Genomic DNA, 19,326 nt, shown 5'->3' on the forward strand with positions numbered 1-19,326 from the left:
ACCTCAAACATCAATCGAATGGATTACAAAAAGCTTTGTTTCCAGGTTCAGGATATTGCGCGCGAAGTGGGTGCTTTTATCCGTGAGGAACAAAAGAAAATTACAGCTAAAAACATTGAAGTTAAAAGTGTTGCCAGCCTGGTAACCTATGTTGATAAAACCGCTGAAGAACGCATTGTTACTGCATTGAAAAAACTCATTCCTGAATCTGGTTTTGTAGCGGAAGAAGGAACAGCGGACTCCAATCAGGAAAAATTCACCTGGTTTATCGATCCGCTGGACGGAACTACGAATTACTTATTTGGCATTGCTCCGCATTCGGTTAGCATTGCCCTGGCCCAAAATGGCAAAATGGTACTTGGCGTGGTTTACGAATTGGGCGCCGACGAAATGTATTATGCATGGAAAGAAAGTCCGGCTTATTGCAACGGTGAAGAAATAAAAACGGCGAACCGTTCAAAATCGGAAGAAACACTGATCGGCACCGGATTCCCGTATTACGATTTCGATCGTGTGAATGACTACATCGATGCGATGCGCTACCTCATGAAGAACACCCTGGGATTGCGTCGTTTTGGTTCGGCAGCGGTCGATCTTTGTTATGTTGCTTCAGGCCGTTTCGATGCATTTTACGAACACGCCTTGCACGCCTGGGATGTGGCAGCCGGAGTTTTTATCCTTCAGCAGGCCGGCGGAAAGATCACCGATTTTAATGGCGGCGAAAACTGGCTTTTTGGTGGCGAACTCGTTTCGGCAAGCGGTGCTTATTTCGATGAGTTCTACAGCATAATTCACTGCTATTTGGGAGAAAAGCAGTAAAAAAATTGTATTTTGCCTTATTAATACAATTGCCATGGCCGAGAAAGAAATCGCTTTGTTAAAAGAACAGCTGGCACGCCTCGACGAAACCAAATTCGACCTGGATGCGTGGAAACAGCACACCCTTATTTTTCTGGAACGCATTTTCGGAAAAGACAATTCAAAATTGAAACTGATCAGGGAATTGCGTTACGATTATTCGAGCTGGAGTTTGCGCGATACTGCGGCAGCGGGTAAAACCAAAGACAAGGATCCGGTAAAAATGCAGGCACGCGAAATTCTCGAAGCTACCATCACCGAACTGGAACATCTGGGGCTTCCTTCTGATTCAACAGATGCCCAAAAAATTTGGGAGTTGTTGCAAGACGAACTCACCGGTAAGCAGATCAAAGAAATTGAGGCCCTCCTGAAATCAGACGATAAGGAAAAAGAGCAAAAAATTAGCGAATTGCTGGAAGGTCTTGGTAAGGAAAATCTTGCTACCATAATTGCCAAACTTTTACTGAACTAAACACGAATGATCCAACCTGGAAAAGTTGCTATCGTAATACTAAACTGGAACGGGGAAAAGTTGTTCCCCGATTTTTTACCCTCGATCATTGAACATTCGAAAGGCGAAAACACAGAAGTTATTGTTGCTGATAACGGCTCCACGGATAATTCGCTGGAGGTATTAAAAAAGGATTACCCGGAAGTTACACTGCTCGATTTGAAAACCAACTACGGCTTTGCCAAAGGCTACAATGTAGCTTTAAACCAGATTGAAGCCGATTATTTTGTGCTGGTAAATTCGGATGTAAAAGTGACTAAAAACTGGATACAACCTTGCATCCAACTATTTGAGAACGATGCGAAAGTGGCCGCTATTCAGCCAAAAGTTTTAAGTTATAAGGAACCCGGGTTGTTTGAGTATGCAGGTGCCGGTGGCGGATTTATCGATAAGTTTGGTTACCCGTTTTGCCGAGGACGAATTCTCGATCGTGTGGAAAAAGATGAAAAGCAATACAATAATCCGGGAGAAATATTCTGGGCTACAGGTGCCTGTATGTTTGTGCGCGCCGATGTTTTCAAAGCCAGTAGCGGCCTCGATGCCGATTTCTGGGCACACATGGAGGAGATTGATCTGTGCTGGCGGCTGAAAAACCAGGGATTCAAGATCATTTACGAACCACAAAGTGTGATCTATCATCTCGGTGGCGGAAGCCTGGAATACGGAAATCCACGCAAGGTTTATCTGAATTTCAGAAATAACCTTTACATGCTGTACAAGAACTTGCCGCAAGACAAATTCAAACGAACCATGTTTATTCGCATGATTTTGGATGGTGTTGCGGCAGCTAAGTTTTTGCTTGGATTTCAATGGAAGGCATTTAACGCCTTATTCAAAGCACATATTTCGTTCTACCAAAACCTTTCAGCAGTAAGAAAAAAACGAAATGCGTTAAAGCAACTGGTTACCACCAACGACCATCCCGAAATTTATCGGAAGAGCATTATGTGGAAATTTTTCATTCAGAAAAAAACCAAATTCTCAGAACTCGATTTTAAACTGAAGTAGCATGAAGAAACTAAAATTCGCCGAACCCATATATACCTATCATATCGACTTTGTAGGCCATGTAAACAACATTATTTATGTGCAATGGCTCGAAAATGCCCGTGTAAAACTTATTGAAGCCATGGGACTGGATATTCAGCACCTTTCGGTGGAAGACCAGATTTTGCCAATTATTACCGAAACTACCATCCAGTATAAAAAACCATTCTTCCTGAACGACACGGTGCAGGTTGAGGTTTGGGTATCCGAGATGTTTAATGTTTCTGCCAATTTTAAATTTCGCTTTTTAAACGGTAATGGCGATGTTTGTTCAACCGCTCAGCAAAAAGTTTTATTTATCGATAGTGAAACTCAGAAACCATCACGAAAAATCGTCAAGTACCGCAAAAACTTTGAAAAATATTACCTTCCTGCCGAGGAAAATTAAAGATTAATTTCTCCTTCTTTTTGGCCTATCATTTTGTGGGATTAAAATTCCCTTATAACTTAGCACCGACATTTACGCAATGGGGTGTCTCGAGTGCTCGGGACTGAGATTATACTCAAAGAACCTGATCCGGTTAGCACCGGCGTAGGGAGAGCGAAAGGATTTTTCCTGCCTCATTGGTTATTTTTTAACCAATACAATCAAAAAAATGAAAAAGTTTAGTTTAGTAATGCTGCTTCAGTTGTTGGCAGTATTGGCCTTTGGGCAAATCGAGTTAAGTGGAACTGTAACAGGAGACGGTGAGCCATTACTCGGTGCCAGCGTTGTAATTGCCGACAGTTATTACGGAATTTCGACTTCTGCTGACGGCAGTTTCAAAATGACCAACCTCGATGCCGGAGATTATACCCTAAAAGTTTCCTATATTGGATTCGAAAGCAAAGAACTCCAGCTGCAACTCACCTCGGATAAAAGCATTGAGGTGAACCTGGAGTCGGATGTAATTATGACTGATGAGATCCTCGTGTCGGCCACACGGGCAAACAACAAAACACCGATGGCTTACTCAAATGTTTCAGCCGAGGACATTGCCAGCCGCAACATGGGACAAGATATTCCTTACCTCTTACAACTTACACCAAGTTTTGTAACGACATCCGATGCCGGTGCCGGTGTGGGATACACCAATTTCAGAATTCGTGGAACCGACCTGAACCGTATTAATGTAAACATCAACGGTATTCCGCTGAACGATGCCGAATCGCACGGAACCTGGTTTGTCGACCAGCCCGATCTAGCTTCATCGCTCGATAATGTACAAATCCAGCGTGGAGTGGGAACATCAACCAACGGAGCAGCTGCTTTTGGGGCAAGTATTAACCTGCAAACCAATAGCCTTAGAAAAGATGCTTATGGCGAATTTAAAACCGCTGCCGGTTCTTTCCATACTTTTAAAAACACCTTATCGGCCGGTACAGGATTGATAAATGATCATTTCTCGATGGATGTGCGTTTGTCGAAAGTGAACTCCGACGGTTTTGTCGACCGCGCCTTTTCCGATCTGAAATCATTCTTTGTTTCAGGCGGATACTACTCTGAAAACACCGTGCTCAAACTCAATGTTTTTTCTGGATTCGAAGAAACTTACCAGGCCTGGTGGGGCGTTCCTAAAGTACGCCTGGAAAATGACATGGCAGGTATGCAACGCTACGAAGATCACTGGTTGTACACACCTGAGGAAACACAGCACATGATGAATTCCGACAGACGAACGTACAATTATTATACCTACGAAAACCAGGTGGATCACTATACTCAGGATCATTACCAATTGCACTTTTCGCACAAATTCAGTTTGGCATTTAACTTTAATGCGTCGTTACACTGGACACATGGTTACGGTTATTATGAGAATTACGAAGACGATGCTTCCCTGGAAGATTATCAGCTGGCGCCTATTGTTATCGGCGACGAAACCATTGAAACATCAGACCTGGTGAACCGCAAATGGCTCGACAATGATTTTTACGGAGCAACTTACTCGTTCAACTACTCTCAAAACAATTCGGATTTCACGGTAGGCGGAGGTTATAACGTTTACGACGGCGACCATTTTGGTAATGTAATTTGGGCGCGGTACCTCGGAAATAATCTTCCGGACAACAATTACTTTCAACAAACCGGAGTAAAAAGGACAAAACATGAATGGTACCGTGGAACAGGGCTGAAAAAGGACTTCAATGTTTTTGCCAAATACAACTGGCAGGTGGCACAAAAACTCAGCCTTTTTGCCGATCTGCAGTACCGACACATCAATTACGAAATTACAGGAATTGACGACGACCTTCGCGATATTTCACAGGATCATGCATTCAATTTCTTTAATCCTAAACTGGGTTTATTTTATCAGATTGCCAATAATCAGGAGCTTTACCTGTCGTATGCCGTTGCCAACCGCGAGCCCAACCGTTCGGCCTTTGTCGATTACCCGGCCGGATACGATTCTCCGGTTCATGAAACGCTGCAGGACTGGGAACTGGGATACAACTTTGCTTCGTCGAAGTTTTCGTTCGGGGCTAACTTCTATTTCATGAATTACAAAGATCAATTGGTACTTACCGGACAGATTAATGACGTTGGTGCCCCGATTATGGTGAACGTGGATAAAAGTTACCGGGCAGGTGCTGAGTTACAAGCCGGTGTTCAACTGGCAAGGAATTTCCGATGGAATGGTAATGCCACCTTTAGTTTGAACAGAATAAAAGACTTCACAGAATATGTCGATAACTGGGATACCGGTGGTCAGGATGCGATAGAACTGGGAACAAGCGATCTGGCATTTTCTCCAAATATTATCGGGAACAGTCAGTTTGTGTTTTCTCCGGGCAAAAAGTTCAGCATTGCCTTCATTTCAAATTACGTAGGCGAACAGTACATCGATAATACATCGAGCGATGCACGAAAACTTGATGCCTATTTTGTAAATAATTTAAAGGCTGATTACAGTTTTACAACCGGTTTATTCGAAGAAATCACCCTTCATCTAATGGTGAATAACCTGTTTAACGAGGAATACGAATCGAATGCCTGGGTATATTCTTACATCCTGAGTGGCGAACGTTACGAAATGGATGGATATTTCCCGCAGGCCGGAACACATCTTATGTTTGGGATAGATTTTAAGTTTTAGATGTGAGCCATAAGCTTTGCGCAGGTAGCTACAGACTAAAAACGGTTGTACTTGAATGTACAACTGTTTTTTGCTTTATTTAATATCATTCCCCAAAAAGATAGGAATCTTTATGCGATGAGATTCCCATTTTCATGGGAATAATTCTATTCCAAAATCACCTTCCCTTCAATTTCCACAAGCAGATCGTTCCGGCAAATATCGGCGATAATGTACACCACCGGAAGATTACCAAAATGCGTTTTGAATGTTTTCCTGATCACGCCAAAATCCATACGATTTTTTACATAAACACGTGCATGACCATATTTGGGTTCCAGGTTATTGTTGGAGATTTCCTGTAATATTTCGCTGGAATATAGGCTTTTTATGTTCTCGATCGTCACTTCGGTTTGCAGTGCTGGATCGTCAACTCCAATGGTCTTTTCACCACGAATAGATGCTGTTCCCGAAATAAATATCTGGTTCTTGTGATCGTAACTAAAATAACGTGCACGTTCGAATTTCGGAGTGGTTTTTAAGATACATTCGTCACCAACCAAAACTTTTTCACTGTAATGATGGGCTGAAATCTGTTGTGGATTATCGACAGCCTTGCTCACAAAACGGGGACCTTTAACCGCAACAAACTCGATGATCACTCCCCCGCGATTCATACCAATTCCTGTGGCTGCCGGGAATCCGTTTTCTATGAACGCATTGCCGTAAACTTCCGACCGAACATTATTGAATTCCTGGTATCGTTGCTCTTCACCATCAAAACCCAGAATATTTTCGAGGTAATTCCACTGCCTGACAATGTGTTTGATATCAAAATTACAAGCTGAAAAGATGGCTTTCAAATCGGCAAAAGCCAGGTTAGCATTTATTTTGCACGATTCATTGGTATTCGATTGTACATTACCAATCAGAATTTGTTCCTCTCCTTTTTGAAAAACTGTAGCCGATTGTCCATCACCAATTGACGTTTTTTCCCAAAACGCCGGATCGTAATAAAAGGCCTCCACAACAATTCTGCAGGTTAAAGGAGGTTGTGCAATAAATGTTTGAATAATAGTGTCGGGAAAGGATGTCGCTACCTGTACCCTTACCTTTTTCTCGAGCCTGGTATAATCATCCTGAGATTTTGTATCAACGAAGTAATTCAGCTTAAAAATCCGCCTCCCTGAATTGATCTTTTTCAGCTTTGTTAAGCAACTATCAATCTGTTCGTCGAGTGTTCCACAAGTACGCCCTGGTTTTATGTATATCCTGTCTCCGTTTAAAAAATACATTCCTTCCCCTATTCAATAAAACAGAAGCACAAATATGGTTGTTTTTTTGGGTGAAAAAAAATGAGCTTTGTAAATAGTTGTTAATAACCACCTTCTGCTTTGGCGCCGCTGAGCACTGCTTCGGTTGAACCGATTCCGAGACGGTGAGCCCCCTGTTCGAGGAATGCCACCGCGGTTTCCCAGTCGCGAATACCACCCGAAGGTTTTACCTGTGCTTTGCCGGCAACGGTTTTTAGCATAATATCGATGTATTCCGGCTTGGCACCACCCGGCCCAAAACCGGTGGATGTTTTAACGAAATCGGCACCGGCTTCCAGCGAGAGCTCGCAGGCTTTGGCAATTTGTTCGGGCGTCAGGAATCCACTTTCCTGGATCACTTTTACCAATTTCCCGTGCTGATGTGCCACTTCAACAACGGCTTTTATGTCATCCAGTACATATTCGTAATCGCCCGAAAGAAAGCGACCTATATTCATCACCATATCAATTTCGTCGGTTCCGTCTTCAATAGCTTGTTTCGCCTGGAATGCTTTTACCTGCGTAGCATCGGCGCCATGTGGAAAACTCAACACGCACGATACTTTAACATCGCTGCCGGCCAGTAATTCGGCTGCCATTTTTATATCGCAGGGTTTTACACACATGCTGAAAACCCCGTATTTGATGCACATTTCGGCATTGGCTTTTAAATCTGATACCGTTTGATCGGGCTTCAAAACCGCATGATCGATGGTTTTTGCTACTTGTTCTTTTGTATACATTTTATTCTTGTGTTATGGCCTGAACAGTTTCAAGTGCCTTTTCCAAATCTTTTTCATCGACATAAACCTCGATGGCCGACTGCACTCCTCCAACAAAGCCGGCCTGAATTCCTTGTTTAAATCCATCTTTAATCAGGCAATTTATGCCCTGTTGTTCCAGTTCCTGCTTTATCCGATTGACGATTATCTCATCACCGGTAAAAATATTCATAATACTGTCTGACATTATTTTTAATTTTTGGGATTAGTCTTCCATTTCTTTTAAGATCTGCTCCACCTGTTCGTTGGTTTTGGTGAGTTTATCCTTGCAGGTTTTCAGCAATACCGAAACCCGTTTTACTTTTTCCGCCAGCTCGTCAACATCCAGTTCTTCGCTTTCAATTTTTTCAAGTATTTCTTCTATTTCGGCCATGGCCTCGCTGTACGATATCTTTTTAGTTGCCATTTTCTGTTTTTTTAGTGATTTTACTTTTTACCTGCCCATCGGCAAATTTTGTGGTCAGTTCTTCCCCTTTTTCTATGTCGTTTATCGATTTTATGATTTTCCCGTCTATCAAAGTTAATGTAAATCCGCGTTTCAATACGTTTTCAGGATTTAATAAACGGATGGTGTTCTCGTTTAATTTGAGTCGCTCGTGTTCTTTAAACAGTTGTTTTTGCGATTCCGAGATCAGCAGATCCTGAACATGTTGCAGCTCACCATGCTTTTTCAGAACAGCTTCTCCGGCTACTCGTTTCAATATTCTTCGCTGTCGGTTAATGTGATTTTTAGTTTCCACAAACCACACCGAAAGTTCAGAATCGATCTGATGCCTTACGCGGCTCAATTCATCCTGTTTTTTATAGGAATAGGTACTCACACTCCGCTGAAGCTGATTCCCAGATTTTGAAATACCTTTTTGTTTTTGCTGAATAAAACCGGAAACGGAATACGACAATCCTTCCACCATTCGTTCGAGTTTGTTCTGCTGAGCTTCCAACACATCGCGGGCATAATTCACCACTCCGTTTTCGATCTCCAGCAAATGAGAATAAAAACGTTCCATTCCGTTGATCAGAAATTCGGCCACTGCAGTTGGTGTTTTCAGACGGGTGTGTGCTACCAGGTCGATGATGGTGTCGTCCTTTTCGTGCCCAATACCAGTAATTATGGGCAAAGGGAACTGGGTAATATTGATGGCCAGCTCGTAATTATCGAAGCTACTGAGATCGGCAGTGGCTCCTCCCCCGCGTATGATAACCACGGCATCAAAAAAATCTTCGTACTGAAAAATTTGTTCCAGTGCATGAATAATGGAATGCACCGCCTCCGCTCCTTGCATGTAAGCTTCAAAAAGATGCGTGTAGAATTTGAATCCAAATTCGTTGTTTTCGACCTGATTCATAAAATCCTGATATCCAGCCGCCGTTGCCGAAGAAATAACAGCGATTTTCTGCGGAACCAGCGGCAGTCCCAAGTCCTTGTTCATTTCGAAAACGCCTTCTTTTTGCAGGCGTTCGATGATCTCTTTTCGTTGCAACGCCATGTCGCCAACGGTGTATGTCGGATCGATATCTTTAATGTTCAGACTCAGTCCGTAAGCCGCGTGATATTCCACTGTGGCCAGAACCAGCACCTTAATTCCCTGCGAAAAAAGTTGTCCGGTGGTCGTTTCAAAATAGGGTTTCAACATGCGGTAGGTGTACGACCAGATAGTTGCCCTTGACCGAGCCACGATATTGTTTCCCTGCTTTTCCACCAACTCGAGGTAACAATGCCCACTTCGGTTTTCCTTTAGTTCACTCACCTCTGCAACCACCCACACCGCTCCCGGAAAGGCTTCCAATATGGCGTCTTTTATCTGTTCATTCAGTTCGGAAAGTGTGAGTTGCTGAACCATTTATTTTATTTTACGGAGCTTTACAGTTTCGCTAAACGATCCGGTTTCAATTTTCAGATAATATATTCCGGCACTCAGCCCGGGAAGATCGGTTAATTGAATTTGTTTCTTTATCGGTTTCTCCCATGCTTTTAAAACCGTGCCATCCATGGTGATCAGATGGAGTTTTACTTTCCCCTGACCAAGAGATGAAGCCTGGATCGTGAGACGATCTGTCATTGGATTTGGATATACTCTCCAGGAATCGTTTCGTTCATGCAATTCGGCCGCTAAAGGATCGAGAATAGCAGACGCCGTGCTCATATTAGGAATACCATACCCCAGTAACGAATCGGGCGAAAAATACTGATTTCCCGATTTTTGGAGTGCAACTTTAATTTCCACAGCCGTTTTATCAGGATATCGCTGCCATAAACAAGCAGTCATTCCGGCCAATATGGGCGACGAAAATGAAGTCCCGCTTATCGGGCCAATTGATCCTGAAGCAAGCTGGGCTGTAGCCCTAACTCCCATTGCCGACACATTTGGTTTTATCTCGCCATCGGAAGCCGGACCGGCAGAGGTAAAACTGGCCGGATAAAGATCTTTATCCACTGCGCCTACTCCAATTACTTTATCGCCATCAGATGGTGCAATTATCCGGAACCAGGGATCGTTCCGCTCGTTGCCCGCACTGGCAAATACCAATATGCCTTTGGAGGCGGCAATATTGGCCGCCTGAGTCACCCGGGTAGTGTGGCCATCCATATCGCCATAAGTATGATTCATTGCAGAATCATCAAATTCATAATATCCCAATGAAGAATTGATGATATCAACACCAACACTATCTGCAAATTCGGCAGCCGCAGCCCAGTTGTCTTCCTCAATCATGTATTCGGTAGCTGCATCTTCCGAACGCAACAACCAGTATTTTGCGTGTGGTGCAGTACCGATCAGCTGCCCGGGAATATTTCCTCCCATGGTCGATAATACGCTCATTCCGTGATAGTGTTCCGTATAAATATCGGATTCAGGATCCACAAAATCGTAGGTGCCAAGTATTTGGTATCCGGCCCACAAACTGTCGAAAGCTGCGAATTCGTCGGCTTTGTAAAAACCGGCATCGAGCACCGCTATTTGTAATCCTTCACCTCTGTAACCATTATTATGCAGAAACTGACCTTCAAGCATTCCCACCTGATTCACAGAACTTCCGTAAACTGAGGTATCAATTGGAGTAATATCAGAAATAGTTTCTTTTTCGAATTTACTGTGAGCACTTTTTGTAATAAGGTTTGGTTTGGTAAGCTGCACTTCTCTCACAAAAGACAATTCAGGAAATTGGATTTCCTCCAAATTGATGCGGCTTTTTACGGTAATTCCATTCAGCCATTTCGAGGCATGTACCAATTCAACATCTGCTGTTTTTAAAATCGAATCAATGTAAACGCGGTTAACCGGTAAGTCAAGCGAATCGATGGGAATACCTTGTTTATCGCGACGTTGAATGGCCCTCTGCGACAGGTAATCTTCAGGTGAGCTGAGCGAATATTCAATTCCGTTTTTATCGGTAAAACCGATCCAGTAGTAATTTTGTGCTTTTACCGATAGCGTAAGTAATACAGCCAGTGTGAGGACAACAAATCCCTTCATAAAATTCTTCAATTCCTTTATCCCGCCAAATTAACGAAATAAGAGGAATGTTCATCGGAACATCTTGCTTTTTCTCATGTATTCCGAAGGATCGTTCATAAATTTCTCGGGATCGGCCAGCATGTTTTTATTTTTTTCGAGCTCCTGTATTTTCAGGTTATCGATGCTGTCACGCACCTGTGGATTCAGAATCTTACCTTTATCATAAAATAAAGAATAGCTGTAATTTTCCTCCGGATCATAGAACTTCCATTCTCCATCGCGCAAACCGTTAACGTAAGCTCCTTCCCTTTCGGGCTGGCCGTTTTCATAAAATACCAGGAAAAGACCATGTCGCTGTCCTTCTTTCATTTTGCACTGCAGGTATGCTTGCCCGTCTTTATAGAACACTTCGTAGGCCCCATCCTTTTTACCATTTTTCCAATGGCTTTTTTCCATCACTTCACCAGTGTCGAAATACTGGTGGGCTACGCCATTTTTTACTCCGTCGACAAATTCTTCGTCGGCAGTTAAAAGCTCATTTTTATCGTAGATCTTCCAAACGCCTTGTTTCTTCTGATTCACATAATTGCCCTCGGTGAGTTTCTTGTGCCACACATCAAAAAGCCGGGTATGTGCAGTGTCGCCACGATAACTGATAATTGCCTTGAGTTGTCCACCCGGATGATAGCGTTTCCACTCGCCAACCGGTTTTCCATCCTTAAAATCACCTTCGTAGATCAAACGTCCGTTATCCTGGCGCTTTTCCCAGTGTCCCTGTCGCAGACCGTTGGCATCGGTCTGGTTGATCTGTGCCGATAAAAGATAAGGTAAAACCAGAAATATAATAATGAATCTTCGCATTACATGTTTTTCTATTAAAACGCGAATTTAGGGTTTTATTTTGCGCTGTACCAACGGAATTATAAAACTCATCAAATATTTATAATCACCCTGTATCCGGAGCAACATTCAGTATTTCTGATTATTCATTTCCTGTATTATTAAAGATGAAAATACACCTATTTAGTAAGGAAGCCGGAAGTCCCCTGATTGATAACCCGGGAGGCTCTGCATTTCTTAAACTTGTTTATTTTTTGTCAAATCTGTACCGCTTACATTTGTATTAAGATTTTAACATCTTGTTTTCCTTTTCTAAGACTATAATACCGCGGAAAACAAGCAGAACAACAACATTGAAAACATTATTAAACAACAAAATTTGAAGAAAATGACAACAAAAAAAACAGTTTGGACACTTGATCCAACACACAGCGAGATTACTTTTAAAGTAAAGCATATGATGATATCGAATGTAAAAGGTGAATTCAAAAACTTTAATGCCTTCGTGGAAGGCGATGAACTGGAAAAAGCCAAAATTAAAGCCACGATTAATTCCTCGTCAGTATATACTAATAACGACGATCGCGATAATCACCTGAAAAGTGCCGATTTTTTTGATGCTGAAAATCACAAGGAACTGACATTTGATGCCACTTCGTTTAAAAAAGTGGACAACGACGAATACAAACTTAACGGAGTGCTGACCATCAAAGGCGTGAGCAAAGAAGTGACTTTCGATGTAGAATTTGGCGGAACCAGTAAAGATCCGTGGGGAAATGAAAAAGCCGGTTTCTCGCTCGATGGAAAACTTAACCGTAAAGATTGGGGATTGAACTATAATGCTGTCCTCGAATCAGGTGGTGTATTGTTAAGCGAAGACGTAAAAATTCAGGCTGAAGTACAGTTCGTTAAGCAAACAGTATAAATTACGTGCAGCCGATAGTGTTAAAATAAACCTTTTAAAGCGGTATCTATGAAACGGAAACACTTTTTAAAAACCGTATCTTTATTACCATTAACAGGAACTGCAATGAAATTAAATGCTTTGAATAAGTTTTCCTCCGACTTGCCCGTCACCGACCCGTTGCCAGTGCTTTTTCTCGGGCACGGAAGCCCGATGAATGCTATCGAGGACAACGAGTTCACGCGTGGATTTAAAAACATCAGTTCCCGTTTTGAGCAGCCACGTGCTATCCTGTGTGTTTCGGCGCACTGGGAAACACGCGGCACCTTTTTAATGGCCAACGAACATCCGCCAACCATTCACGATTTTGGCGGTTTCCCACAGGAACTGTTCGATGTGCAATACCCGGCACCAGGAGCCCCCGAACTGGCCAAAGTCACACAGCAACTAATTACTAAAACAGAGGTTGGGCTAAGCGATAAATGGGGACTCGATCACGGCGCCTGGAGCGTTATTCGTCATATGTACCCCGATGCCGACATACCGGTTTTCCAGATGAGCCTGAACTATTTGGAAAGTCCACAATACCATTTCGAACTTGGACAGGAACTCGCGGCGCTTCGCCGTAAAGGAGTGCTCATCATCGGTAGCGGAAACCTGGTGCACAACCTGCGTATGGTGGCCTGGGACAAGCTCGACACGGCTGGCTTTGCTTTTGATTGGGCGACAGAAGCCCGAAGCAAAATGAACCAGTGGATCATGGAGGGCAACTACAAGGCGCTTATCGACTATCAAAAACAAGGCAGCGCTTTTAAACTGGCTATTCCAACTCCCGATCATTACCTGCCTTTGCTTTATGTGCTGGCATTGATTGAAGGAAAAGACGATGTTTCGCTTTTTAACGACAAAGCAGTTGGTGGTTCGCTCACCATGACCTCAGTTTTCGCAAGCCAGAAATAGCAACAAAAAACACATTAACACACTCCTGTAAAAACAAATACACTATTTGTATTTTCTTTTTTCGAGCGGAATAAGCAGGTGTAAAATATTTCTTTCTGAAACTGAACAATCAATCATTCTTTGCAATAAATTTGCATGCCATTTTAAAAATAAGAATGAATATACAGCAGAAAGTTCGGGCGGTTGAGAAACTATTTAAAATGCTCGATAAAGATGTTCAGAAATTACAGAACGCAACCGGCATCCATTGCATCGGGAACTGTATTAATTGTTGTACCACGCCTCGAATTCAGGCAACAGCTCTGGAGTTTTATCCTCTGGCTTATCACCTTTTTAAAACAGGACAGGCAGAAAATATTTTGAGCACCATCGGGCAGATCAACAATCCAACCATTTGTCCGAATCTTAGTTATCTATCCGCTGAAGGCAGTCGCCCCGGTTGCGCTAACTACGATCATCGCGGACTTATCTGCCGCTTGTTTTCTTATAATCATGCGACCGACAAATATGGCCGCCGCCGAATTAGTGCTTGTAAACCTATTCGATTAGCACAACCTCAGGAGCTTGAAAAAGCAAACCAGATACTGCAGAAAAAAGCTTTAGGCCCCAAAGCCGGTAACTACTATTCGCGCTTACAATTTATCGATTTTAATGAAGCCCAAAAGTTTTACCCGGTAGGCGATGCCATTAAAATTGCGCTTGAAACAATGGCCACCTATTTTCACTACAGCGGTAAACGTGCCATCTAGCATCCATTTCTTAGGTCACCTTTAAAATATCAACTAAAATTTAACTTTAATTGCTTGGAAAAACATTTGAAAGCATGAAATTTGCATTAAAAATACTTTAACCGGGTTGCTGATAAACGAAGTATTTTTGAATAAAAAAATAAGAACAACTATGTTAATGTCAATCGTAGAACTCATTGTAATGCTTAACCCTTTCGCCCTCTTTTTATACCTTGAGCCCATCAGAAAGGACCTGGATCACAAACAGTTTATACGCGTCATTTTAAAAGCCAGTTTCATCTCGTTAATGATCTGCTACGCTTTCTTTTTCTCGGGTGAGTTTTTATTTGATAAGGTGTTTGCCATCGATTTCGAGTCGTTCCGGGTATTTGGCGGCATTATTATTTTCTCATACGCCTACTTTTTTATTGTAAAAGGTCAGCGGGCTCTGATCATGATAAAAGAAGACCTCGACAACCTGGCTTCCGAGATCGCGCTGCCGTTTATGGTTGGGGCCGGCACCATTTCCTTAACCATTTTAACCTCGTACAGGCACTCCACCTGGATTGGAGTTTTGGTCCTGCTGATCGTTTTTAGCATTAACTTTATTTCCATCTATTTGTTAACCATCTTCCGAAACGCGATTGAAGGGAAACGCCTGAAAACAGCCTACGATAAAAACATGGAAATTCTACTGCGGCTGAATGGATTTTTTATCGGTGCCATCGGAATTAATATGATCCTAACCGGAATTAAGAACATGTTTGGGCTTTAGATTGAATAAGTTCCCTGACCTGTTTCGGAAGTTCAAATTAATGACAAAATTGAAACAAAAACCAATATTGACCCAAACGCTTCAAATATTGATGCCGTAATTTGACAGGATGCACTGATCATTTTCAACTAAAAACAGGTTATCAGAATCCATCCTTTCAAGCGATCTCCTTGCAATCCTTCTTCTTAAATTATAACTTTAAGAGAACTCCAAAATTTAAAGTATGAAAGCCTGGGTAATCGATAAAATAAGCGATTTAAAAGAAGTAAACGAACCTTTATCACAGGTCGATCTTCCAAAGCCGGCTCCAAAAACAGGTGAGGTACTGCTAAAAGTAAAGGTATGTGGCGTGTGCCATACCGAGATCGATGAAATTGAAGGCCGCACTCCCCCACCTACTTTTCCAATGGTTCCGGGGCACCAGGTGGTTGGAATTGTGGAGGAAACAAAAGCTGATGGAGCAATAAAAATTGGTGATCGCATTGGAGTTGCCTGGATATTTTCAGCTTGCGGAAAATGCGAATTTTGCCAATCGGGGCAGGAAAACCTGTGTCCCGATTTCCTGGCTACCGGCCGCGACCGCAACGGCGGTTATGCTGAATACATGGTGGTTCCCGAGAAATTTGCTTATCCCATCCCCGATTATTTCAGCGATGCCGAAGCGGCCCCGCTTCTTTGTGCAGGTGCTATCGGTTACCGCTCGCTGGTGTTGTGCCAACCCGAAAACGGGCAAAACATAGGGCTCACCGGATTTGGAGCTTCAGCACATCTGGTGTTAAAACTGATCCGTTTTCTCTACCCTGATAGTAAAGTGTACGTTTTTGCAAGGAGCGAACACGAACGGCAGTTTGCTATAGAACTAGGAGCGGCCTGGTCGGGCGATACTACTGAGCGGCCGCCGGTTTTGCTGCATTCCATTATTGACACTACTCCAGTGTGGAAACCTGTTATTCATGCCCTCGAATGCCTGAAGCCGGGCGGACGACTGGTGATCAATGCCATCAGGAAAGAAGCGCACGACACCGACTATCTTTCACGACTGGATTACCCGACGCACCTGTGGATGGAAAAAGAAATTAAAAGTGTGGCCAATGTTACCCGCCACGATGTGAGTGAGTTTATACGAATTGCTGCTGAAATGCAGTTTAAACCAAATGTGCAGACCTACCCTTTTAGCGACGCCAACCGCGCTATCATGGACATAAAAAACCGCAAAATTAAAGGGGCAAAAGTGCTGGTTATTTAATATTAAAGTAGATAATTGCAGAACGCGTCATTCCGAATTTATTTCGGAATCTCCTACGACCAAGGATGCAGAAATAAATTCAGCATGACGAAAAGCAAATGGATTCTGTAGTCTAATATAAATCAATAATCCATCTCCCAACGCTCGCTCGGATCGCCGGGCATGCTTACTGTTTTCCATGAAAACTTCAGCACCTGCGGATGAACAAGGCGGGCAAAATCCTCGTACCTCATTTGGATCATTTCAGTGTGGGTACCTGCGTTAAAGGCGATCATTTCATCTTCGGCAAGCGTTTGTGCCACATACACTTCCAGGTCGTATAAGTTTCCGAATGGCGGCATGGCACCTAATTCGCAATCGGGAAACATGAATTTGAATTCCTCCTCGGTTGCCAGTGAAATCTTCACCGTACCAAAGGCTTGTTCCAGCTGTTTAAAATCAATCTGATAAGAAGCCGGCAACACAGCCATTGCAAATTTCCCTTCAATTTTAATGATGATGGTTTTGGCAACTTCCTTTCCCGAGATATGTGCTTTTGAAGCAACTTCCTGTGCAGTGTAGGCACTGGAATGTTTGATTGTTATGTACTTGACGTTGTATTCGTCGAGTACAGCCTTTAATTTTTTCGCTGGCATGATAAAATATTTTATTGGTTAAACGTTATTACTCTTCCCCGTAGATTTTATTGTACAGATTTCGCAGCGGGAATGTTTCAGAATTTGGTGAAAATCGAATGGATCGGGATCTGAGAGTGCACAATGTTCAAAACTTACTTTTCCTCCCTTATCAATTGGAGTTGAGTGTTCTATTTTGAGAACACAAAAAGCTCCCCATCAAAATGATGAAGAGCCTCTGGTAAATTGATTTTTAGAATTTTGCTTATGCAAGATAGGATTCCAACATCCAGATACGTTTTTCGGTAATACCGATCCAGTCACTCATCATTGTGGCCGTTCCTTCGTCGTTGTTTTCGCCTGCAATTTCGAGTAATTCTTTAAAACTTTCCAGGAAGAATCGATCAGCTTTCAAAACGGCTTCAACTGCTTCTCGTCCATCAGAAACATTCTTTACTTCTTCAAGAGTAGCTACTTCCAGGTATTCTCCAAACGAATGCAGCGGCTGTCCGCCCAGCATTAAAATGCGCTCGGCAATTTCATCTACCACCTCAGCTGCTCCGTTATAAAACTCTTCGAATTTCTCGTGTAAGGCAAAAAACATCTGACCTTTAATGTTCCAGTGCAGTCCTCTCAGGTTTTGGTAAAAGATCTGATAATCGGCCAGTAACTTGTTTAATTTCTCTGTTGTTTCTTGATTTTTAGTATTTATATCTTTCAATTTTTGTTGATTTATAATTCCCTTTTCTTTTGTTTTATTTTATAGTTCAAAGATACCATTAACAATATTTATTATTTTTATATTGTCATTACTATTGTTTATACTATGAACTTTTCACAACTTGAATATTTCAGAGAAATTTACCTGACCGGCAGCTTTTCAGGCGCAGCCAAAAAACTAGGAATTACACAACCTGCACTAAGTCTTCAAATTCAGAAACTGGAGGAGGAACTGGACTTTAAACTCCTCGACCGTACGCATCGCCCGTTGAAATTAACACAGGAAGGTGAAGCCTTTTACCAGAAGTCGGTGGAAATTTTGCAGCAAATTGAACAGTTAAAAGATGTAGCACTCGATCTGGTGGAAGAAGTAAAAGGAACATTGCGTATTGGCATTATCCCAACTCTATCGCCTTACCTGGTGCCGCTTTATGCCGGGCTCCTGAAAAAAGAATATCCCGCGCTGCAGACTGAAATATTCGAACTAAAAACAGAGTACATTATTAGCGAGTTAAAGATGGGGCAACTCGATATCGGAATAATTTCAACTCCTATTTCGGAGAGTAACCTGAAAATTGAGCCCATTTTTTACGAACTGTTTTTTGCCTATGTTTCCGAAAAACACGATTGGTTCAAAAATAGTACAATCAATCTTGATGAACTGGATGAAAATGACATTTGGTACCTCGAGGAAGGGAATTGTTTTCAGAATCAGGTAAACTCGATCTGCAACATTACACAAAAAAAACAAAGCGGACGAAACCTGCTTTACCGGTGCAATTCGATCGATTCACTTCGTCGGATCGTTGAAAACGAGAGTGGTATTACTTTTATCCCCGAGCTGGCTACGATTAATATTCCGTCGGAACAGGAGGAAATGATCAAAGATTTTGAGCAGGTTCAACCGGTACGCGAGATCAGCATCATCACCCTGAAGAAACATACCAAAGAGCGGCAAATCGGGGCACTAAAATCTGCCATTATATCCAGCATTCCGAAACGCATGTTAATAAAACCGGATACCTGGATTGTAGATACGCAGCTATAAAAAAGCCCCTCCGCCCCATATACATAGGAAGGAGAAGCTTCAAAGAACTCCGTCTCTCGATGATTTAATTAATAAATTTCTTTTGTCATTCTTTCGGTGGCGGTCATATAATAACGTGCAAAGTTATCGTCTTCCATAAAACCGGTAAGCTCTTCACGCCAGCTTTCGGCTTCTTCAGAAAGTTCGGCAATGCGTTTTTTTGCCACTTTATCTTCCGGATTGGCACGAAAATCTTTGATTACGGGAATAAATTCATCCATCCAGTCTTCGTACCTATCCATTAAGTTTTGTTGTTCGTTGGTCAGCGGGAATTCGGCCTTGCTGTTCAGAACCTTTGCCGATAATTTTTCACCACCAACAGCACCGGCACCAATGGCCAGTCCCAGTTTGGTAAGAAATCCCCTTCTTGATTCTTCGTACTCGTTCATTCTCTATGCTTTTTTATTCCGTACTTCACAAACACAAC

The 19,326-nt window shown here is 42.5% G+C and carries 21 protein-coding genes and 1 riboswitch; of the genes, 11 read left to right on the top strand and 10 right to left on the bottom strand.

Features of this window, described 5'->3' with window-relative positions:
- Window positions 1-18 precede the first annotated feature (18 nt).
- The 5 genes from WFY05_RS21230 to WFY05_RS21250 all read left to right on the top strand — a co-directional run bounded on the left by WFY05_RS21230 (window position 19) and on the right by WFY05_RS21250 (window position 5,493).
- A complete protein-coding gene (locus tag WFY05_RS21230) occupies window positions 19-819 on the top strand; it encodes an inositol monophosphatase family protein (protein ID WP_340114948.1) in 801 nt (266 codons plus the stop codon).
- A gap of 34 nt (window positions 820-853) precedes the next feature.
- The gene (locus WFY05_RS21235) at window positions 854-1,330 is read left to right on the top strand and encodes a hypothetical protein (RefSeq protein WP_340114949.1); all 477 of its coding nucleotides are present in this window, start codon (window positions 854-856) and stop codon (window positions 1,328-1,330) included.
- A 6-nt stretch (window positions 1,331-1,336) separates the two neighbouring features.
- Complete coding sequence (locus WFY05_RS21240; RefSeq protein ID WP_340114950.1) at window positions 1,337-2,377, top strand: glycosyltransferase family 2 protein; 1,041 nt, start codon at window positions 1,337-1,339, stop codon at window positions 2,375-2,377.
- Between the two features lies 1 nt (window position 2,378).
- Entirely contained in the window at window positions 2,379-2,804 is a 426-nt protein-coding gene (locus tag WFY05_RS21245) for an acyl-CoA thioesterase (protein ID WP_340114951.1), read from the top strand.
- Window positions 2,805-2,874: 70 nt separating this feature from the next.
- A riboswitch (TPP riboswitch) is annotated at window positions 2,875-2,972 on the top strand.
- A gap of 40 nt (window positions 2,973-3,012) precedes the next feature.
- Window positions 3,013-5,493 carry a TonB-dependent receptor gene (locus tag WFY05_RS21250; RefSeq protein ID WP_340114952.1) on the top strand — a complete coding sequence of 827 codons (2,481 nt, stop codon included), beginning with the start codon at window positions 3,013-3,015 and terminating at the stop codon, window positions 5,491-5,493.
- A gap of 146 nt (window positions 5,494-5,639) precedes the next feature.
- Here the strand turns inward: WFY05_RS21250 and WFY05_RS21255 are convergent, their stop codons facing one another.
- The 7 genes from WFY05_RS21255 to WFY05_RS21285 form a co-directional block, all read right to left on the bottom strand.
- Window positions 5,640-6,767: a chorismate transformation FkbO/Hyg5 family protein gene (locus tag WFY05_RS21255; RefSeq protein WP_340114953.1), complete on the bottom strand. Its 1,128-nt coding sequence runs from the start codon at window positions 6,765-6,767 to the stop codon at window positions 5,640-5,642.
- A gap of 80 nt (window positions 6,768-6,847) precedes the next feature.
- On the bottom strand, window positions 6,848-7,528 hold the full coding sequence (gene deoC / locus WFY05_RS21260; RefSeq protein WP_340114954.1) for a deoxyribose-phosphate aldolase: 681 nt from the start codon (window positions 7,526-7,528) through the stop codon (window positions 6,848-6,850).
- Between the two features lies 1 nt (window position 7,529).
- Window positions 7,530-7,754 carry a putative signal transducing protein gene (locus tag WFY05_RS21265; protein WP_340114955.1) on the bottom strand — a complete coding sequence of 75 codons (225 nt, stop codon included), beginning with the start codon at window positions 7,752-7,754 and terminating at the stop codon, window positions 7,530-7,532.
- Window positions 7,755-7,772: 18 nt separating this feature from the next.
- Window positions 7,773-7,973 carry an exodeoxyribonuclease VII small subunit gene (gene xseB / locus WFY05_RS21270; protein ID WP_340114956.1) on the bottom strand — a complete coding sequence of 67 codons (201 nt, stop codon included), beginning with the start codon at window positions 7,971-7,973 and terminating at the stop codon, window positions 7,773-7,775.
- A complete protein-coding gene (gene xseA / locus WFY05_RS21275; protein ID WP_340114957.1) occupies window positions 7,963-9,408 on the bottom strand; it encodes an exodeoxyribonuclease VII large subunit in 1,446 nt (481 codons plus the stop codon). The genes xseB and xseA overlap by 11 nt, the downstream gene beginning before the upstream one ends.
- Window positions 9,409-11,043 carry a S8 family serine peptidase gene (locus tag WFY05_RS21280; protein WP_340114958.1) on the bottom strand — a complete coding sequence of 545 codons (1,635 nt, stop codon included), beginning with the start codon at window positions 11,041-11,043 and terminating at the stop codon, window positions 9,409-9,411.
- 51 nt (window positions 11,044-11,094) lie between these two features.
- The gene (locus tag WFY05_RS21285) at window positions 11,095-11,886 is read right to left on the bottom strand and encodes a toxin-antitoxin system YwqK family antitoxin (protein ID WP_340114959.1); all 792 of its coding nucleotides are present in this window, start codon (window positions 11,884-11,886) and stop codon (window positions 11,095-11,097) included.
- 367 nt (window positions 11,887-12,253) lie between these two features.
- Here WFY05_RS21285 and WFY05_RS21290 point away from each other — a divergent pair, with 367 nt between their 5' ends.
- The 5 genes from WFY05_RS21290 (at window position 12,254) to WFY05_RS21310 (ending at window position 16,478) form a co-directional block, all read left to right on the top strand.
- Window positions 12,254-12,790: a YceI family protein gene (locus WFY05_RS21290; protein WP_340114960.1), complete on the top strand. Its 537-nt coding sequence runs from the start codon at window positions 12,254-12,256 to the stop codon at window positions 12,788-12,790.
- A gap of 48 nt (window positions 12,791-12,838) precedes the next feature.
- Window positions 12,839-13,729, top strand: a complete 891-nt coding sequence (ygiD, locus tag WFY05_RS21295; protein WP_340114961.1) for a 4,5-DOPA-extradiol-dioxygenase — start codon at window positions 12,839-12,841, stop codon at window positions 13,727-13,729.
- Between the two features lie 155 nt (window positions 13,730-13,884).
- On the top strand, window positions 13,885-14,478 hold the full coding sequence (locus WFY05_RS21300; protein WP_340114962.1) for a hypothetical protein: 594 nt from the start codon (window positions 13,885-13,887) through the stop codon (window positions 14,476-14,478).
- A gap of 157 nt (window positions 14,479-14,635) precedes the next feature.
- Complete coding sequence (locus tag WFY05_RS21305; RefSeq protein WP_340114963.1) at window positions 14,636-15,232, top strand: MarC family protein; 597 nt, start codon at window positions 14,636-14,638, stop codon at window positions 15,230-15,232.
- Window positions 15,233-15,455: 223 nt separating this feature from the next.
- The gene (locus WFY05_RS21310; RefSeq protein ID WP_340114964.1) at window positions 15,456-16,478 is read left to right on the top strand and encodes a zinc-dependent alcohol dehydrogenase family protein; all 1,023 of its coding nucleotides are present in this window, start codon (window positions 15,456-15,458) and stop codon (window positions 16,476-16,478) included.
- A gap of 122 nt (window positions 16,479-16,600) precedes the next feature.
- Here the strand turns inward: WFY05_RS21310 and WFY05_RS21315 are convergent, their stop codons facing one another.
- Together WFY05_RS21315 and WFY05_RS21320 are read right to left on the bottom strand one after the other, a co-directional pair.
- Entirely contained in the window at window positions 16,601-17,113 is a 513-nt protein-coding gene (locus WFY05_RS21315) for an aminoacyl-tRNA deacylase (protein WP_340114965.1), read from the bottom strand.
- Between the two features lie 244 nt (window positions 17,114-17,357).
- On the bottom strand, window positions 17,358-17,813 hold the full coding sequence (locus tag WFY05_RS21320; RefSeq protein ID WP_340114966.1) for a Dps family protein: 456 nt from the start codon (window positions 17,811-17,813) through the stop codon (window positions 17,358-17,360).
- Between the two features lie 105 nt (window positions 17,814-17,918).
- Between WFY05_RS21320 and WFY05_RS21325 the strand changes: the two genes are divergently transcribed.
- Complete coding sequence (locus tag WFY05_RS21325; protein ID WP_340114967.1) at window positions 17,919-18,860, top strand: LysR family transcriptional regulator; 942 nt, start codon at window positions 17,919-17,921, stop codon at window positions 18,858-18,860.
- A 68-nt stretch (window positions 18,861-18,928) separates the two neighbouring features.
- On the opposite strand, the gene WFY05_RS21330 is transcribed toward WFY05_RS21325, so the two are convergent.
- Window positions 18,929-19,288: a twin-arginine translocation signal domain-containing protein gene (locus WFY05_RS21330; RefSeq protein ID WP_340114968.1), complete on the bottom strand. Its 360-nt coding sequence runs from the start codon at window positions 19,286-19,288 to the stop codon at window positions 18,929-18,931.
- Window positions 19,289-19,326: the final 38 nt, after the last annotated feature.

Source organism: Maribellus mangrovi, assembly GCF_037646455.1.
Lineage (GTDB): Bacteria > Bacteroidota > Bacteroidia > Bacteroidales > Prolixibacteraceae > Draconibacterium > Draconibacterium mangrovi_A.

What these genes read in the sequence shown, in the direction of transcription:
- WFY05_RS21250 (WP_340114952.1), top strand. Translation starts at nt 3,013, where the DNA reads ATGAAAAAGTTTAGTTTAGTAATGCTGCTTCAGTTGTTGGCAGTATTG.
- WFY05_RS21330 (WP_340114968.1), bottom strand. Translation starts at nt 19,288, where the DNA reads ATGAACGAGTACGAAGAATCAAGAAGGGGATTTCTTACCAAACTGGGA.
- WFY05_RS21305 (WP_340114963.1), top strand. Translation starts at nt 14,636, where the DNA reads ATGTCAATCGTAGAACTCATTGTAATGCTTAACCCTTTCGCCCTCTTT.
- WFY05_RS21310 (WP_340114964.1), top strand. Translation starts at nt 15,456, where the DNA reads ATGAAAGCCTGGGTAATCGATAAAATAAGCGATTTAAAAGAAGTAAAC.
- xseB (WP_340114956.1), bottom strand. Translation starts at nt 7,973, where the DNA reads ATGGCAACTAAAAAGATATCGTACAGCGAGGCCATGGCCGAAATAGAA.
- WFY05_RS21235 (WP_340114949.1), top strand. Translation starts at nt 854, where the DNA reads ATGGCCGAGAAAGAAATCGCTTTGTTAAAAGAACAGCTGGCACGCCTC.
- WFY05_RS21280 (WP_340114958.1), bottom strand. Translation starts at nt 11,043, where the DNA reads ATGAAGGGATTTGTTGTCCTCACACTGGCTGTATTACTTACGCTATCG.
- WFY05_RS21300 (WP_340114962.1), top strand. Translation starts at nt 13,885, where the DNA reads ATGAATATACAGCAGAAAGTTCGGGCGGTTGAGAAACTATTTAAAATG.
- WFY05_RS21255 (WP_340114953.1), bottom strand. Translation starts at nt 6,767, where the DNA reads ATGTATTTTTTAAACGGAGACAGGATATACATAAAACCAGGGCGTACT.
- WFY05_RS21230 (WP_340114948.1), top strand. Translation starts at nt 19, where the DNA reads ATGGATTACAAAAAGCTTTGTTTCCAGGTTCAGGATATTGCGCGCGAA.
- deoC (WP_340114954.1), bottom strand. Translation starts at nt 7,528, where the DNA reads ATGTATACAAAAGAACAAGTAGCAAAAACCATCGATCATGCGGTTTTG.
- xseA (WP_340114957.1), bottom strand. Translation starts at nt 9,408, where the DNA reads ATGGTTCAGCAACTCACACTTTCCGAACTGAATGAACAGATAAAAGAC.
- WFY05_RS21290 (WP_340114960.1), top strand. Translation starts at nt 12,254, where the DNA reads ATGACAACAAAAAAAACAGTTTGGACACTTGATCCAACACACAGCGAG.
- WFY05_RS21325 (WP_340114967.1), top strand. Translation starts at nt 17,919, where the DNA reads ATGAACTTTTCACAACTTGAATATTTCAGAGAAATTTACCTGACCGGC.
- WFY05_RS21265 (WP_340114955.1), bottom strand. Translation starts at nt 7,754, where the DNA reads ATGTCAGACAGTATTATGAATATTTTTACCGGTGATGAGATAATCGTC.
- WFY05_RS21315 (WP_340114965.1), bottom strand. Translation starts at nt 17,113, where the DNA reads ATGCCAGCGAAAAAATTAAAGGCTGTACTCGACGAATACAACGTCAAG.
- WFY05_RS21240 (WP_340114950.1), top strand. Translation starts at nt 1,337, where the DNA reads ATGATCCAACCTGGAAAAGTTGCTATCGTAATACTAAACTGGAACGGG.
- ygiD (WP_340114961.1), top strand. Translation starts at nt 12,839, where the DNA reads ATGAAACGGAAACACTTTTTAAAAACCGTATCTTTATTACCATTAACA.
- WFY05_RS21285 (WP_340114959.1), bottom strand. Translation starts at nt 11,886, where the DNA reads ATGCGAAGATTCATTATTATATTTCTGGTTTTACCTTATCTTTTATCG.
- WFY05_RS21245 (WP_340114951.1), top strand. Translation starts at nt 2,379, where the DNA reads ATGAAGAAACTAAAATTCGCCGAACCCATATATACCTATCATATCGAC.